This is a genomic window from Aminobacter sp. AP02, assembly GCF_003148805.1.
GTDB lineage: Bacteria > Pseudomonadota > Alphaproteobacteria > Rhizobiales > Rhizobiaceae > Aminobacter.
The window spans coordinates 195,348-211,282 of record NZ_QGGX01000008.1; the positions used below are offsets into that span (position 1 = coordinate 195,348).

Annotated in this window: 16 protein-coding genes and 1 pseudogene; 12 read left to right on the plus strand and 5 right to left on the minus strand. The window is 59.3% G+C overall.

The window, feature by feature from the left end; translation table 11 throughout:
- Positions 1-363: 363 nt before the first annotated feature.
- Together C8K44_RS12760 and C8K44_RS12765 are read left to right on the plus strand one after the other, a co-directional pair.
- Complete coding sequence (locus C8K44_RS12760; RefSeq protein WP_109576162.1) at positions 364-2,259, plus strand: LTA synthase family protein; 1,896 nt, start codon at positions 364-366, stop codon at positions 2,257-2,259.
- Positions 2,260-2,976: 717 nt separating this feature from the next.
- Positions 2,977-3,279, plus strand: a complete 303-nt coding sequence (locus C8K44_RS12765) for a DUF982 domain-containing protein (protein WP_109576163.1) — start codon at positions 2,977-2,979, stop codon at positions 3,277-3,279.
- Between the two features lie 23 nt (positions 3,280-3,302).
- Here C8K44_RS12765 and C8K44_RS12770 read toward each other — a convergent pair whose 3' ends face one another.
- The gene (locus C8K44_RS12770; RefSeq protein ID WP_109576164.1) at positions 3,303-5,174 is read right to left on the minus strand and encodes a murein L,D-transpeptidase; all 1,872 of its coding nucleotides are present in this window, start codon (positions 5,172-5,174) and stop codon (positions 3,303-3,305) included.
- A gap of 267 nt (positions 5,175-5,441) precedes the next feature.
- On the opposite strand from C8K44_RS12770, the gene C8K44_RS12775 reads away from it, so the two are divergent.
- The 3 genes and pseudogenes from C8K44_RS12775 to C8K44_RS12785 all read left to right on the plus strand — a co-directional run bounded on the left by C8K44_RS12775 (position 5,442) and on the right by C8K44_RS12785 (position 7,657).
- On the plus strand, positions 5,442-5,837 hold the full coding sequence (locus C8K44_RS12775) for a rhodanese-like domain-containing protein (RefSeq protein ID WP_109576165.1): 396 nt from the start codon (positions 5,442-5,444) through the stop codon (positions 5,835-5,837).
- A gap of 74 nt (positions 5,838-5,911) precedes the next feature.
- Positions 5,912-6,730, plus strand: a complete 819-nt coding sequence (locus tag C8K44_RS12780; RefSeq protein ID WP_109576166.1) for a MerR family transcriptional regulator — start codon at positions 5,912-5,914, stop codon at positions 6,728-6,730.
- A pseudogene (locus tag C8K44_RS12785) lies at positions 6,727-7,657 on the plus strand (hypothetical protein). The gene C8K44_RS12780 and the pseudogene C8K44_RS12785 overlap by 4 nt, the downstream one beginning before the upstream one ends.
- Before the next feature lie 24 nt (positions 7,658-7,681).
- Here C8K44_RS12785 and C8K44_RS12790 read toward each other — a convergent pair.
- A complete protein-coding gene (locus C8K44_RS12790) occupies positions 7,682-8,593 on the minus strand; it encodes an alpha/beta fold hydrolase (RefSeq protein ID WP_109576167.1) in 912 nt (303 codons plus the stop codon).
- Positions 8,594-8,641: 48 nt separating this feature from the next.
- Between C8K44_RS12790 and C8K44_RS12795 the strand changes: the two genes are divergently transcribed.
- Entirely contained in the window at positions 8,642-9,091 is a 450-nt protein-coding gene (locus C8K44_RS12795) for a MarR family transcriptional regulator (RefSeq protein WP_109576168.1), read from the plus strand.
- A gap of 4 nt (positions 9,092-9,095) precedes the next feature.
- On the opposite strand, the gene C8K44_RS12800 is transcribed toward C8K44_RS12795, so the two are convergent.
- The 3 genes from C8K44_RS12800 to C8K44_RS12810 all read right to left on the minus strand — a co-directional run bounded on the left by C8K44_RS12800 (position 9,096) and on the right by C8K44_RS12810 (position 11,127).
- A complete protein-coding gene (locus C8K44_RS12800; protein WP_109576169.1) occupies positions 9,096-9,980 on the minus strand; it encodes a protein-methionine-sulfoxide reductase heme-binding subunit MsrQ in 885 nt (294 codons plus the stop codon).
- 119 nt (positions 9,981-10,099) lie between these two features.
- Complete coding sequence (locus C8K44_RS12805; RefSeq protein WP_109576170.1) at positions 10,100-10,711, minus strand: pyridoxamine 5'-phosphate oxidase family protein; 612 nt, start codon at positions 10,709-10,711, stop codon at positions 10,100-10,102.
- A 62-nt stretch (positions 10,712-10,773) separates the two neighbouring features.
- A complete protein-coding gene (locus tag C8K44_RS12810; RefSeq protein ID WP_109576171.1) occupies positions 10,774-11,127 on the minus strand; it encodes a DUF971 domain-containing protein in 354 nt (117 codons plus the stop codon).
- A gap of 207 nt (positions 11,128-11,334) precedes the next feature.
- Here C8K44_RS12810 and moaA point away from each other — a divergent pair, with 207 nt between their 5' ends.
- From moaA to C8K44_RS12840, 6 genes are all read left to right on the plus strand, one after another.
- Positions 11,335-12,330, plus strand: coding sequence for a GTP 3',8-cyclase MoaA (gene moaA, locus C8K44_RS12815; protein ID WP_109576172.1), 996 nt, complete (start codon positions 11,335-11,337; stop codon positions 12,328-12,330).
- A gap of 28 nt (positions 12,331-12,358) precedes the next feature.
- On the plus strand, positions 12,359-12,829 hold the full coding sequence (locus C8K44_RS12820; protein ID WP_109576173.1) for a hypothetical protein: 471 nt from the start codon (positions 12,359-12,361) through the stop codon (positions 12,827-12,829).
- Between the two features lie 90 nt (positions 12,830-12,919).
- The gene (locus tag C8K44_RS12825) at positions 12,920-13,840 is read left to right on the plus strand and encodes a DMT family transporter (RefSeq protein ID WP_281062992.1); all 921 of its coding nucleotides are present in this window, start codon (positions 12,920-12,922) and stop codon (positions 13,838-13,840) included.
- Between the two features lie 2 nt (positions 13,841-13,842).
- Positions 13,843-14,466, plus strand: a complete 624-nt coding sequence (mobA, locus tag C8K44_RS12830) for a molybdenum cofactor guanylyltransferase MobA (RefSeq protein ID WP_109576175.1) — start codon at positions 13,843-13,845, stop codon at positions 14,464-14,466.
- A complete protein-coding gene (gene mobB / locus C8K44_RS12835; RefSeq protein WP_109576176.1) occupies positions 14,466-14,993 on the plus strand; it encodes a molybdopterin-guanine dinucleotide biosynthesis protein B in 528 nt (175 codons plus the stop codon). The genes mobA and mobB overlap by 1 nt, the downstream gene beginning before the upstream one ends.
- Before the next feature lie 145 nt (positions 14,994-15,138).
- Positions 15,139-15,915: an ABC transporter substrate-binding protein gene (locus tag C8K44_RS12840; protein ID WP_109576177.1), complete on the plus strand. Its 777-nt coding sequence runs from the start codon at positions 15,139-15,141 to the stop codon at positions 15,913-15,915.
- The last annotated feature ends 20 nt before the right edge of the window (positions 15,916-15,935 follow it).

The following is a 15,935-nucleotide window of genomic DNA, read 5'->3' on the forward strand; positions in this document are numbered from 1 at the left end:
TTCCATATGTTCTGCTTTACCTTCTTGACTACGACTCTGAAGGCGATTTCAACTTAGATCACAGGCATCTGAATCTTCGTAGCGTCCTGGAAAGCTGGGGATGGTGGTGCACAACAACCATTCAGAACCATGATCACTATGCCCCCGGCCACCTCCAGAAAATCCAGAGTTTTGCCCTGCATGACGCACATGCCTCTCCACTTCCATGTGCCCGAAGTCATCGACGAAGTTCCCCGGCTTAAATAGTCCACAGCCTCACCGACGTGATCCTGCACTAGGCCGGCTTTCAGCCGCGCATTGAAGTCAGGCGACTAGCCGACCTCTTCGATTTATTTCGCCGATAACTTCCCAGAAAGATTTGTGATGCGGACCAGCGATGGACCATTGAAGCGATGCTATGCGCTTTACTTCCTAGCCATCTATGCCCTTTATCTCGCCTTGCTGCTTCTTGCCCTTCGCGGACGAAATCCGGCATTCACAATTGATTTTTCCACCGTTGTGATGCCTGCAATCGAGATCGGCCTCCTTTGCATGCTTGGGTTCGCTGCCTGGAAAATACAGCACGCCAAACTGGCGGTGCCGGCAGTTTGCGTGTTTTTAGCTATGCCGCTTTCGGCAATGTTCATTTACGCAGTTCAGGGCTATTCCGCATACCTATCTGGGCACTACATCTCTGTTCTCGCACTGGAAAACAGCGCCGATGGCAGACAATATGTAACGAAGCCGTCGTTTTTGTTCGTGTTGTCATTGGGCCTTGCAGGTTGGATTTATCTCTGTTTTTCCGCCATACGAACACGTAAGCAGTGTAAAACTTATCCGCTCGGAGGACGCTTCCTGCTCTGCTTGGCAGTTGTATGCCTGCTCTTTGTTAGAACAATTACCAGTCCTACAAATCCGACAGGGTACGTACATATCCGCCCAGATATGGTGCCAATAACATCTCTCGCCCGCAAATATCGCGACATGTACCGGGCAAGGAACAGCCTGGCAGACATGACCAAAGTGCTTGATGGACAAGGCATCACCTTACCAAGCCTCGAACGTTACCCGCTGCTGCGCAAGGAGGCTTATTCCACCCCCCTAATGTTCCCCAAAACGCACCTCGCCGACAACCAACCAAATGTGATCGTGATCTTTGCCGAAGGTTTATCGGCTCGTTTCTTGCAAACCTATGGTGGAAATCATCAGGGACTGATGCCCAACGTTGATCGATTTGCCTCAAAATCAATGACGGTCGACAACTATTTCAGCCATACGGCGGCAACATACCGGGGAATACAAGGTCAACTGACTTCCGGATACCCACGCAACGGTGGATCAGAGAGTGGCGGCTGGGAAACATCAGGTGAAGACAACACAGCTCTGTTAACGAGCGTCAATTACCGGACAATTCCAGATATCCTTGCTTCTCAAGGATACAAGACCGCTTTTTTATCATCGAGCCCGGAATCCATCAAATTTAACGAGATGCTGCGATGGCTTGGCTTTGGAAAGGTCTATTCTGTCGAGACACTGTCTGAATTGCTAGGTGGACGAAAAACAGCACTCAGTTCGGGCACTCATGACGCTGCAGACGCAGAAATATTCGCTGGTCTCAAGGGCTTTTTAGAAAAACAGGCCAAAAGCGGTGATAAGCAGCCTTTCTTCGTTGGGACTTACAACATTGGAACACATGCATTTTTGGATTCTGACAGCGCTGGAATAACCTACAACAATGGCAAGAACCCAGCGCTCAATCGAATGCACAATTTCGATGCGCAACTTGGGAAGTTCCTGGATTATTTTCAGAACTCGACTTACGCTGATAATACTCTTTTGATCATTACCGCTGATCACGCTACATTTCCGGAACCACCTGTGGTTGAGGCCCTGCAAACTGATGACTACCAGTCTTACTTCGTCGACCGCATCCCCTTGATTATTTACCATAGAGGATTGTCTCTGCCGTCCACCTTTGACGCCAGCTATCGAACGTCAGTTGATTTTGCACCGACGCTCCTACACCTTCTATCGATCCAAAAGGCTGACAATGCTTTCATCGGATATTCCATTTTCGAGCAGCCGCCGAAATTTCATACCCCAGTGGCTGCATTCGGTGATGAATTTTACTACGTCACTCCTCAAGGCATTACGACCACGACGGAAAACCTTAGCGACAGATACATCGCTTACAAGAACTATGTGAAGATGTATTACTGGTTGGAATTTACAAACCGCGTATTTCCCCGACCTACATCTCATAGAGATGTGACCGGGTAGCACTTCCAGCTTGAGCCGTAGGGGCAACTTCCAACGGCAATGACCCATCCCCCATTCGAGCGATAAAGACATCATCGCCTAGCCGAATGGAGCAGATGTATCGCGTGCAACCGATGTCATGATTGTGAAAGGAGGGAGCCGTTTTCCCCCTGTGGCCGGCGCATTGTTGCTCCCCGCCCGGCGTTTGCAATGCGCCGGCCACGCCTGACCTTTCAAAGACGCAAAACCCCGCCGGCCGGAACCAGCGGGGCTGTTGCCTAAGGCGGGAACTCAAACTTGCCCGCCGGCGCCCGATGCCGGTTCATTGTGTTGAAAATAGGCTCAAGCAGGAAGCAAGTGGCGCATTGGTGTGGATTACGCGCAATCGCGCAGCTTTTTTGGCCACCGCGCACCCTCGTTGCCACCCCTCAATCCATTGAGCTAGTTGCATCTGAGCGCCCCGGGGAGCACCATTTGCATCTGGGCGGATGGAGCGGCCGACGCGACGCCGTAAATGTTCTAGCTGAGTGTGGCGTCGGCCAGCCGCCTTTGTCGCCATGGCAACGGACCATGGAGGACCGCCCTGCACCAGGGCTTTCAGCAGTCAATTCCGAAACACTGGGCGGCAGCGCCGAGCACTGCCCTTGACCCTGCAGGTTATCGCCCCATGTTTTCCTTGCTGCCGATGTCCGGCAGCCTTTCGCTTGCTCAAAATTGACAAGAAAACTGGAGGAAGTGATGGAGGCCAAGGCTTTCAATCGCCCGCTATTCGTCAAGCACGAACACATCGTTCGCGAAATCTGCTGTTTAACTGACGCAATTGCCTTTCTGACAGACTGGCCCGAAAGTCGGCGCGGACCTATCTACAGTGTCGCCACCCGCGCTTGCGTGGCAGCGCGCAACGGTCAGTTGCCTGTCGAGGGCGCGCGCAGTGCCGTTCAGAGCTTCGCTAGGTCGGCAAACATCCTCGAGCAAGGTCCCATATCGCTCGAGCCATGGATGATGACGACCAAACGCGGACGCGGCGGCCTGCCGGCCTGACGGATGGCGCTTTGCTCAAACGGTCACATGCCCGGCGCGCGAGCGGAGTCGGTTCGTATCATGGCGTCTTTCAGCCGCGCGTCACGGTCATAGACATCGCCGAAATACTCTACCTTGCCGTCTAGATCAGGCCAGGCGGTGAAATAGGCGACATAGACCGGAATCTTGCGCGTAACCTTTTCGGACGAATGCCCCTGCTTCAACTTGGCCGCGATGTAATCGACATCGGTGCCCAGCACGGCCGCTGCCATGCCGCGAGGATCCGAAAGACGGATGCAGCCGTGGCTGAAGGCGCGGTTGTCACGATCAAACAGCGCCTTTTGCGGTGTGTCATGCATGTAGATCGCATGCTTGTTGGGAAACAGTATCTTGAGTTCGCCCAGCGCATTGGCCTCGCTCGGCGCCTGGCGCACGCTGTAAGGCACCTTGGCGCCATACTGTCCCCAGTCGATCGCTGACGAGGGAATGCGCCTGCCTTTGGAATCGGTGACCTCGTAGCCGGCCCGATCGAGATAGCTCGGGTCGCTGCGCAGCCGCGGCAGCATCTCGTTGACGATGATCGACTGCGGCACCCCCCAGTAGGGATTGTAGTCGACCTGCTCGATATCGTCCTGGAAGAAGCTGGTCTGATTGGTGGACTTGCCGATCACCGTCTTCATCTTGAGCTTTGCGACGCCGTCTTCAATGTAGCTCGCGGTGAAAGCCGGCTGGTTGATGAAGACGCGTGGGCTGCCCAGATCGGACGGCAGCCAGCGCAGTTGTTCGAGCGCGACCAATACCTTGTCCAGGCGATCTGCCTTGGAGGTACCGGCCAAGATCGCCACCGTGCGCGGACCGACCACGCCGTCGGCCTTGAGCCCTGCCCGCTTCTGCACCGCCTCGACGACCGGTACAAGCTCAGGAGAATAGACCTCGCTGCTGCCCAGCCTGGCCAAGGTCTCCCCGTATTCGCCGCCCATCTCGTCATCGAGATCGCGGGCGATCAGATGCAGCAGCTTGGGAAGTTCGGGATTGGTCTCGCCCGGCTTGAGCAGCAGCTTGGGATCAACGACAATGTCGTTTTCCTCGCTCGCTCTCAGTGCTTCGAGCTCGACGCGAAGTGCCTTGTACTCGGGGTTCTGCGGGTGCTTCGATTCGAGAAAGGCTCGGACATCCGGGGTTTGGCTGAGCGCCTTGAGCGTGGCTACCATGTCGAGCTGCTTCGGCGCGAAATCATAGTAGCCGGAAATGCGGTTCGGATCGATCCTGCCGCCTTGGGCGTCATGCACGTAGCGAAGCACGCGCGCCGACATCGCCATTTCGAAGCGGATCAGTGTCTTCGGGCGGCCAGCCACATCGTCAGCCGCATAAGTGGCGGGCGGGACCGAAACGGCATAGTCAGCCGGGATCAATCCATGGCTCGCGGTGTCGCTCAGCGTGCGGATCGCCTCTTCGGCACGGGCGTTGGCAGTGTGCCCGCTCACCCAGATGAAATCAGGATTGGCCGAATAATAATCGAGCAACGCCTTAGCGATGTCTTTTTCGGCAACGAGATCGAACGCGCTGAGGCCTGCAAGCGCCTCGCGGAAGGAGGTACCGGCAAGCGACGCGTCAAGCGATACCGACTGCGTGCCGGCGACCAGCTTGGAAAAGTCGACCGTCATCATCGGGTCGGTCTTGTAGGTGTAATATGACGGTGCGCTGATCTTGGCTGCCGGAGCCGGCTCCCGCTTCTTCTGGTGCGAACGGGCTGGAGGAAACTCGCGCTGCAATTGGCGCGGCTCGCGGTTGTAGGTGCCGCCGAAAAGCATTTGGAACAGGCCCTGCGCGCCCGCCTGCGGGGCACCCATGGCAAGCGTAGCGGCCAAGGCGGCCAGCGGAAGCGATATCGGCCTTTTCAGGATTGAAACCGTCATAAAACACCCAACCTTGCCGGAAATTGCATCGGAATCTCCATGCGCCGGTGGAAGATTTCCTGTCGCCGAATGGCTGATGTAAGGCGCGACTGTCTCGATTCATACCGATAACGTTAAGCTTTCATAAATTTCCCGACAGCTGTTGCCGAACAGTTTCACATCATCGTGAGGCGTCCGGGCGCGATCCAGCTTGGTGACAAGCCGTGCAGCTTCATGCGATCACTTGGCCGACAAGGCGGCGCCCAGCGGAATTGGAACGAGGACACTATGAAAAAGGGCTACCGGGAACTGCTCGACGAGGCCAACTCAGTCGTCGAGGTGGTTTCATCCGAGGAAGCGGCAACACTGCTTGACGATGCCGGCACCATCTTCATCGACCTGCGCGATCCGCGCGAAGTCGAATGCGAGGGAAGGATCCCGGGGTTGCAACATTGCCCCCGCGGCATGCTCGAATTCTGGATCGACCCGGAAGGCCCCTACCACAAGCCGATTTTCTCGAGCGGCAAGAGCTTCATCTTCTTTTGTGCCGGCGGCTGGCGATCAGCGCTTGCCGCAAGGACAGCGCACGAGATGGGACTTGAGCCGGTGCGCCACATATTCGGCGGTTTCAGCGCCTGGGGCGCCGCCGGCCTCCCGACGGAACCGGGTGGCAAGAAAAGCTGAGGCCTGGATCGCAATGACGAAAGCACTTCGGAGCGCTTGACCTCGCCCCAGGGGCTGCCCGTAGACCTGCCGTCATGAACGATTCCTATCTTCTTGCCGGCCGCTTCGGGGCCGCCACACGACTGTCGCCGAAGGCGTTGCGGCTCTATGCCGAGCAAGGCCTTCTGGTGCCTGCCTATATCGATCCGCAGACCGGCTATCGCTATTATGCGCCCCAACAGGCGGCACGGGCGCAGCTGATCGCGAAGCTGCGACGGCTTGGGCTGCCGGTAGCGCGTGTCGCGCAGCTTATCGAACTCACGCCAGAGGCCCGCGTGGTCGAACTTCAAGCGTGGCTGGCCGCGCAAAGCGACCTGTTCGCCGAGCAGGCCGAGGCCGTACACGCGCTTGCCCGGCAAGCCGATGGCGGTGAACCCGCTTTGGCTAGCGCTATCGGTTTGCGCGAGATGCCTGCCGTCAAGATCGTGTCCCGACAGAGCCAGGTTAGCGTCGAGGCGCTGGACAAGTTTGTCGCCAGTGCCGAGGCAGACATCCGTGCACATTTGCGTGCCTCGGACTTGCCAAGCGACGGACCGTTGGCCGTCCACTTTCACGAGCAGGTCAGCCGCGACAGCGAAGGCCTCGTAGAGGTCGCCATTGCCTATGAAGGGCGGCTCGAGCCGACCGGCGACTTGCGCATCAGGCTGCAGCCGGAGCGGTGCGAGGCCTATATGCCCGTGCCCAAGGCATATGAGGATTTCCCGCTCATCCTGCGCGTCTACGACGCCCTTGAAGCCTGGCTCGACGCACGAAGCGCACTGAGCTGCACCGGCAGCCCCTGCGAGACCTATCCCGGAACAGATGGCGCGCGTTTCGATGTCGCCTATCCGATCACCCCAAGAGAGCAGCCATGATGCACTTTTCCTACACGGGCTCGGGCCCGTATTGCTACGCCAATTCCTTCGCCATGATGTTCGGAGCCGACGCCCCCTCCAGCGGCGTGATCGAATTCGCCACCGGCAGTCCGTTCGGCATGCAACTTATTGGCGGAACGATGCCGTTCTTCGACCCTTATGGCTGGGACCCCGAGAAAGGCTTTGAGGACGCGCTTTCGGCGCTTGGCTGGACATCGACGGTCACCCAAGGTGGCGAGGCCGACGAAGCCCTGGTCCGCCTCAGGGCGGCACTTGCTGGCGGGCAGGTGTGGATCGGTCCGGTGGAAATGGGACATCTCCGGCACCAGCCGGGCATGCGCGGCCCAATCGCGGCCGACCATTATGTCGTCGTCCTTGAAGCGGACGACGAGCGCGTGCTGATGCATGATCCGCAAGGCTATCCTTATGCCAGCCTGCCGATCGCCGACTTCATGGCAGCCTGGAAGGCCAGGACACTGACATACGGCACGCCCTACACGATGCGAACCGGATTCAAGCGGGTCGCAAACATGTCCGAAATCGACACGATCAAGGCATCCATCCCCAATGCGATCCGTTGGCTGTCAATGGAGGGCGATCTCGGCATGCCCGCCGGCAGCCTGGGCAATGGCGAGGCGGCCGAAGCATTGGCTGCAAGGATCGAGACTGGATGCGACGACGAACTTCGTGGCCACATGATCCATTTCGCGGTCCGGGTCGGCGCCCGCCGCGCCGCCGATGCCGCAACATACCTGGCGCGGGCCGGATACAGCGAAGCAGCACAGATTGCCGACAGGCAGGCACGCGCTATTGGCGCGATGCAACATCCGCTGGTTTTCGGCCACGACGCGGCCGCGGCGGCAGCCCTTCGTGAAACTGGCACCCACCTACGGCATCCTGCGCACGGCATTGCAGAAGCAAAATTGAACGCTGGCCAGCCTTGGGGGCTGGCTAGTGAACGACGGCGACCTCAGGCGCGTCGGCTAGAAAACCGACCGCCGCCTCGACAACTTTTTCGCCGGTAAGAATGCGCCGGTGGCCAAGCCCGTCGGCCCAGAAAAGCCTGACATGGCTGCCCGCGCCTACCATGGCGCGGGCCTCCGTCGCCGGCACCTCCCTGTCGTCGGCTGCGTGTATGACGAGCGTCGGAATGGTCAGACGTATCAGCAGTGTGGAGCTGACGAAATGACTGATGGGCGTTCCGGTAACGCGCTCGACCTGGCTTGCGATGGCATGTTGCGATTTCGGCCCAAGCTTGATGTAGCCGCCGAAATCCTCAAACAGCTTGGGCATCGAATCTGGCGCTGAAATCAGCACCAGCCGTCCTACCGCCAATGGCGCGAAAGCCTTGACCGAACCGGCGGCAGCATTGACGGCCACGGCACCGCCGAAGGAATGACCCACGATTGCCTCGAACGGCCCAAACCACTGGGCTGCGAGATTGACGGCTTCGACCGCCTTGGCCATGTCGAGCGCTCGTCCAAGCGAGCCACCATGGCCCGGCAGATCGAGGGAAATCACCCGATGGCCGGCATCCCTGTAGCCCTCGATCAGTTTTCGCATGTATTCGGTGCGTGAGCGCCAACCGTGGACGACAAGCACGGTACCGCGTTCGCCTCTCCTCTGAGGGGGACGAAACTCATGCATCGCCACGCAGCCGCGTTGTGTCTTGATTCGGTGATGTCGGGCCTCGGCCATGAAATCGGAAGCCTTGGCGATTGCGCGCTTTTCGCCTTCGGAGAGCGACCTTTCGCTTGGCGTACGCCGGAAAAGCTCGAATGCTGCGCGGCCCGCTAGGCGCGGTGAAACCAGTTCGGCCATACCGAACAGCCGCCGGATGACCTTCAGCCCGATTGATGCCATAGTGATCGCCCATCCATAAGTTCAATCATGAACAATAATAGTTCAACCATGAACAATAATCAAGATTTGCCGTGGGACAATCCGCGGTTCCGCAACTGGGTCGCGGTGGCGAAGGCTTGCCACTCGATGGAGCGCGCCCTGGCGAGCGCGCTGCAGCCGCATGACCTCAAGCCAGCACAGCTAGATGTGCTGATGAACCTCTACCGCCATCCCGGCATGTCGCAGCACGATCTCGCCCGCAAGCTGCTTGTCGGACGCTCCAACATCACGATGCTCTTGCCGCAACTGGAAAAGCGCTCGCTTGTAAGCCGCGAAGCCGATGCCAAGGACCGTCGCATCATGCGGCTGATGTTGACCGGAGACGGCGAAGCACTGCTGATGCGCGCGCTGAAAGCTTATGGAGCGCTGATCGAAAAGGCGATGAGCGCCTCGACACCCGAGCAATGCGATCTGATCGGCGCGCACATGTTGCGCGTCGCCGATGCCCTTAAGGAATAGCTGCTCAGGCTGCCGCTCTAGCGGCCCGCCTGCCCCGCGGCACTTGGGCCTTTCCAAGCGATCTGACATAGCCGAGGGCAGCGACACCCAAGCCTGTCGCCAGGACCCACCATGCCGGCCGGATGGTGTAGGAAAACTGCAGGTTGGCCCAAAGCACGCGGCCGGGCGGCACGCCGGTTGCCAGCCCATACCACGCCGCCTCGATGATGACGGTCGACAGCGCCGCCGCAATTGCGATCCCGATGAGAACAAGCGGCGACATCACGCTGAGCCCGCGCCAATGCGCCAGCCGATAAAACATCAGCAGGATGAAGAAGCCCGCCATCAGAGTCGGCTCATAGACGTCGGCCTTGGACTGCATGAAGAAATGCAGTGCCGCCAGGATGCCTATGCCGTAGGCAATCTTGTGCAGCCGGTTCCAGTTGCGCCCAAGCTGCTTGATCGCCGCATCAGTCGATGTCGCGCCAAGTACGGCCAGTCCGAGCAGCGCGACAAAGCCGATAGTGAGATAAATGCGCAGCGCAATTTCGCTGACCGCGCGCAGCACATCCCAGTTCTGGTCGAAGAAATAGAGCACCAGATGCCCGAGCGCGTAACACAGTGCGGCCAATCCGAGCATGCGACGGATGATAATCAGCTTCGGCCATTGCCCGATGCGCCGCAGCGGCGTCACAGCCAGCGACAACAGCACGAAGCGTATGGCCCAGTCGCCGGTTTCATGGATAGCCGCAGTGAACGGTCGCGGGCCAAGCAGCGTGCTGGCGCCAGCCCCTTTCGGAAAGCCGGCCAGTGCATAGTAGGCAAGCAGCAGGACCGGCACCAATGTACCGGCGAATGCCGCAGCCTTGAGAGGCGAAAAATTTCCAGCGCGGTCTTTCCAAGGCGTCATGCGGTAGCTCCAGCAGTTTGCCGGTATACGTCGCCAACGCCGCTGGAGTTACACCGACCGCAATCACTTTGTTTTGACATCAACGGCGGCTGCGATGCGATCAAAGGCCAGACAGCAGCCTACCACATCGATTTCCTGGCGCGCTCAGGCCATTCGCGATCATAGGCATCGCCGTCGATGCTTTCGCGGCTGGTGACGGCAAGGAGTTGCCCAGGTGTCGGCAGCGATTTCGGATCGACATGACGCTCGGGGTTCCACAGCTCGGAACGGACGATCGCCCGCGCGCACTGGAAATAGACGGCGTCGACATCGATCACCGTCACCGAGCGCGCCGGCTTGCATTCAACGGCGAAAGACGCACACAGTTCCGTATCGACGCTAATGCGGGCGCGACCGTTGACCCGCAACGTCGTTCCCGAGCCCGGCACCAGAAACAGCAGCGCCACCCGTGGATCGCGGATGATGTTCTTGAGCGAATCCGCGCGGTTGTTGCCGCGACGGTCAGGCATCATCAGCGTGCGCGCGTCATGGATGCGAACAAAGCCCGCAAGGTCGCCGCGCGGCGAGCAATCGAGCCCTTCTGGCCCGCTGGTCGCAAGTGAAACGAAAGGCGATGCCTCGATGAAGGCGGCGTATTCGGGAATGATGTGGTCGAGTTCCTTGACCAGCGATGTTTCGCCGGGAAGGCCATAAAGTGCTTCAAGTTGTTCGACCGAGGATATGTCCGACATCGCCTGCCCTTTTGCTTTGCTCCTGCTGCGCTTAGCCGGCCATTGTGAACTGCCGAAGACAGTTACCGCTGACGGCTCAGTCCCTTTTGCGCCAGTTCGTCGAGATACCCCTGCCAGCGCTTGTCTTTCTCGTGGCCCAGCGTGTGGAGGTAATTCCAGGTGAAGATACCGGTGTCGTGGAAATCGTCGAAGGTGATGCGCACGGCGTAGTTGCCCACCGGTTCGATCTTGAGGATCGCAACGTCTTTCTTGCCGGGAACCGTCACGCGCTGTTCCGGCGAATGTCCCTGCACCTCGGCAGATGGAGAAAGCACGCGCAGCAACTCGGCTGAAAGCTCGAACGGGCGATGGTCAGGGAAGGTCAACGTCAACAGCTTGCGGTCCTTGGAGACCCTCAATTCTTTCGGTGCCGTCATGATCCATCCTGCCCTTTTGAGTTGCCCTTCACTACTGCGCTTCGACCGCCGCGAAAAGCACTATCACCGCGCCAATCGGACAAAGAGACACGCGCTACCCCAGGGCAACAAACTTTCATCTTGATTGACAGGCGCGTGCGTACAACATAGCCGTAATATGCAGGCGCTGAAAAAGACGCCATAAAACGGGAAACGGAAGCGCAGACCATGGATATGATCGATCCTTTCGGTCGCTCGATCAGTTATCTGCGCGTGTCGGTGACCGACCGCTGCGATTTCCGTTGTACCTATTGCATGGCCGAAGACATGACCTTCTTGCCCAAGAAGGATTTGCTGTCGCTCGAAGAACTCGACCGCCTCTGCACTGTCTTCATAGAAAAAGGCGTCAAGAAGCTGCGCCTCACCGGTGGTGAACCGCTGGTGCGCAAGAATGTCATGCACCTCATCCGCCAGCTGTCGCGCCATATCGAGAGCGGCGCGCTGGAAGAACTGACGCTGACAACCAACGGCTCGCAGCTGTCGCGCTTCGCGGGAGAACTCGCCGATTGCGGCGTTCGCCGCATCAATGTCTCGCTCGACACGCTTGATCCCGACAAGTTTCATGCCATCACCCGCTGGGGCCACCTTTCCAAGGTGATGGAAGGCATCGACGCGGCTCAGGCGGCCGGTCTGCACATCAAGCTCAATGCCGTGGCGCTCAAGGGCTTCAACGACACCGAGATCCCTGACATGCTGCGCTGGGCCAATGGCCGCGGCATGGACCTGACCGTCATCGAAACCATGCCGATGGGCGAGATCGATGCCGACCGCACCGACCAGTACATGCCGCTGTCGCTGTTAAGGGCCAATCTTGAGCGGCAGTTGACGCTGACCGACATCCCGTTCAAGACAGGCGGTCCGGCGCGCTATGTCGACGTCGCCGAAACCGGCGGACGGCTCGGCTTCATCACGCCGATGACGCATAATTTCTGCGAAAGCTGCAATAGAGTACGGCTGACCTGTACCGGCACGCTCTACATGTGCCTCGGCCAGGAAGACGCTGCGGACCTTAGGGCACCGCTACGCGCTTCCGAAGGCAACGAGCTGTTGTCGAACGCCATCGACGAGGCGATCGGGCGCAAGCCCAAGGGCCATGACTTCATCATCGATCGCCGCACCAACCGCCCTTCCGTCTCTCGCCACATGAGCGTGACCGGCGGCTGACAGGCGCGTTTCTCGAAGGGGGAACCGCATGATCCGCAAGGTGGCAACGATACTGTCGGCAGGCGCGCTTGCCTTGGCAATCGCAAGCCCCGTTTCCGCCAAGCCCTTCACCTACACCAATGCCCGTTTCGGAACGTCAGTGACGTTTCCCGACGAAATCTTCACCAGCCATGCCGAGGAGCCGGCCAATGGCGACGGCCTGCTGTGGCTGGCACCAGACGGCGGAAGCCTTGCTGTCTATGGCTCCAACAACGCGCTCGAACAGACGCCTGAACAGCTTGCCGATTTCAGCTCCGAGGGACTGGATGTCAGCTACCGCAAGGTGGGCAGGGATTGGGTGGTACTGTCGGGCCATGACGGGCCCAACATCTTCTACCACCGCCTCGAGTTCGGCGGTGACGGAGTCATTCACGCGTTCCTGCTCAAGTACTCTGCGTCGGCCAAGGCGAAATACGACCCGTTGGTCAGCGCTATCGCCGAAAGCCTCAACGGCCCATAGGCCGAATGCTGCCTGGTCCAGCCGATTGGCATTGCTGTTTCGCGTGCTGGTGCTAAAGCCGTAGGGCAACAGCAGCAACGGAAAGCTCAATTGCCTCTTTCCTCGAATATTCGCGGCGCCGTGTTCATGGTGATCGCGATGGCAGCATTCACCTTCAACGATACGCTGAGCAAGCTCGCTTCCCAGACGATCAATCCGGGTCAGTTGATGCTCGTACGCGGTGTGTTCGCCACCACGCTGATCAGCCTGCTGGCCTGGCAACAGGGCGCGCTCAGGGGTTTTAGGCAGTACTGGCACCCCATGGTGCTGTTGCGTCTTGTCGGCGAGGTCGGTGGCACGGTCTGCTTTCTCGTTGCCTTGCCGCATCTGCCACTGGCCAACATTTCGGCCGTGCTCCAGGCACTGCCACTCGCGGTGACCATGGGAGCGGCACTGTTTCTGGGCGAGAGCGTCGGCTGGCGCCGCTGGCTGGCTATCGCCACCGGATTCGGCGGTGTCCTGATCATCGTGCGTCCCGGTTTCGAGGGCTTCAACGCCTTTTCAGTGCTGGCGCTGCTGTCGGTTGCCTTTTGCGCGGTACGCGACCTTGCGACACGCAAGATCCCCGGCCACGTGCCTTCCCTTTTCGTATCGACCGTCACGACGATCGTCATCACCATCACCGGTGCGCTGACGATCGTACCCTTCGGCGGGTGGGTGCCGATGACTTTCGACCTCGTCCTTTTCCTGGCGGGGGCGGCAGTGCTGGTGCTGTTCGGCTATCAGTTCGTCATCATGGCGATGCGCGAAGGCGAAATCTCATTCATCGCACCGTTTCGCTACACCGCTCTGATCTGGGCTCTCTCGCTCAGCATCGTGGTATTCAGCGATATGCCGGACCCTGCAATGATCGCCGGTGCCGCCATCATCGTCGCCTCCGGCCTCTACTCGCTCTATCGCGAACGTGTCGTTGGCAAGGGTCGACCGGCGGCGGACAGCACAAGCGCCTCAATGGCGCCCGACGGAGTTTAGCCATGGCGATGCAGATCGCGGGCCTGATCCTTGCCGGCGGGCGATCGAGCCGGATGGGAGGCACCGACAAGACGCTGCTGCCGCTTTTTGGGCGCCCCTTGATCAGTCAAGTGCTTGACCGCCTTGCATCCCAGGTGTCTCCGGTTTGCATCAACACCAACGCCGGTCCGTCTCATTTCGCGAGCCTCGGCGTGGACATCATCGCCGATACGATTGCCGGCTATCAGGGCCCGCTGGCTGGCGTGTTCGCCGGGCTGGAATGGGCGGACAGCAAGGGTGAGATCACCCATGTCCTCAGCGTTGCCGGGGATACGCCATTCTTCCCGCTTGATCTCGCCCGGCAACTCGCCATGCATTCGACTGCGGGGCGCGTGGCGGTGGCTGCCTCCAACGGGCGCGTGCACCCGACTTTCGCGCTGTGGCCGGTTTCGCTTCGCGAAGCGCTTGCGGCCTTTTTGGAAAGCGGCGATACCCGAAGGGTGATGACGTTCATCGAGCAAGCAGGCTTAGACGTGGTTGATTTCGAAGTCGAACAGCGCGGCGCGACGACCCTCGATCCGTTCTTCAACATCAACACGCCTGGTGACCTTGCCGAGGCCGAACGCCTTTTTGGCGGAGCGAACTGATGGCGCATCGCGTTTTCGGCATCACCGGCTGGAAAAACTCCGGCAAGACGACCTTGACCGAGCGCCTGGTGACGGAACTTGTCGGGCGCGGCTGGAGGGTCTCGACTGTCAAGCACGCTCATCACCACTTCGATATCGACAAGCCGGGCGCTGACAGTTTTCGCCATCGCGAGGCCGGTGCAACGGAGGTTGCCATCGTGTCAGGCCGCCGCTGGGCGCTGATGCACGAACTGCGAGGTGAAGACGAGCCGACGCTGGACGAGGTTTTGGCGCGCCTTGCGCCTTGCGATCTGGTGCTCGTCGAAGGCTACAAGCGCGAGAACCATCTCAAGATAGAAGCGCGCCGGCTGGAGGCCAAGGATCGCTCGCCGCTGACCTCCAAGGACCCCGCCATCGTCGCCGTCGCCTCCGATCATCCGGTCGAGGGAGAACAGGTTCCGGTGTTCGGGATCGACGACATCAGGGCGATTGCCGACTTTATCGAAAAGCAGTTTGGCCTGAACGCCGCTAACGCAACGTCAACTTAGTTGCATGGTACCAGGATCACAAAAGACCTTTTCACGATTGATTTTTAACTGAAAACAGTGGGAGTATCCCCGCCACAGGCGGATAGTTTCCGCCCAACGGCCGCAATGGACAGGAACCGGCCGGACGGTAACAGAGAGGAAGATTATGCGTATTTCCAAGATCGCCTTGGCCGCATCGGCAGCGTTCGCGCTGACCATCGGAATGGCACAGGCGCAAGAAAAGAAAATCACGATCGCCACCGAAGGTGCCTACCCTCCCTACAACAACCTGACCGCTGACGGTAAGCTCGTAGGCTTCGACGTCGACATCGCCAACGCGCTCTGCGACGAGATGAAGGTCAAGTGCGAGATCGTCGCCCAGGAATGGGACGGCATGATTCCGGCACTTCAGGCCGGCAAGTTCGACGCCATCATCGCGCAGATGTCGATCACGCCCGAACGCAAGGAAAAGATCGACTTCTCCAAGAAGTACATCAACACCCCTGCGGTGATCGCTGCGGCCAAGGACAGCGACATCAAAGGCGTGACCAAGGAAGACCTGGCTGGCAAGACTATTGGCGTGCAGGGCTCGACCATTCACTACAACTACTCCGAGAAGGTCCTCACCGACAGCACGATCAAGTCTTATCCAAGCGCGGAAGAGTACAAGCTGGACATCACCAATGGCCGTCTTGACGCAGTGATGGACGACCTCGTGTCCATCCAGGGCTGGCTCGACAGCCCGGACGGCGCTTGCTGCAAGATCGTGGGTACCATTCCGAACATGCCCGAAATCCACGGCGAAGGCGCAGGCGTTGGCGTCCGCAAGGGCGAAACAGCACTGGCCGACCAGTTCTCCGCGGCAATCGCAGCCATTCGCGCCAACGGGAAGTACAAGGAAATCAACGACAAGTACTTCAAGTTCGACGTTTATGGCGATTGAGCCGATCAGGGTCTGACAAG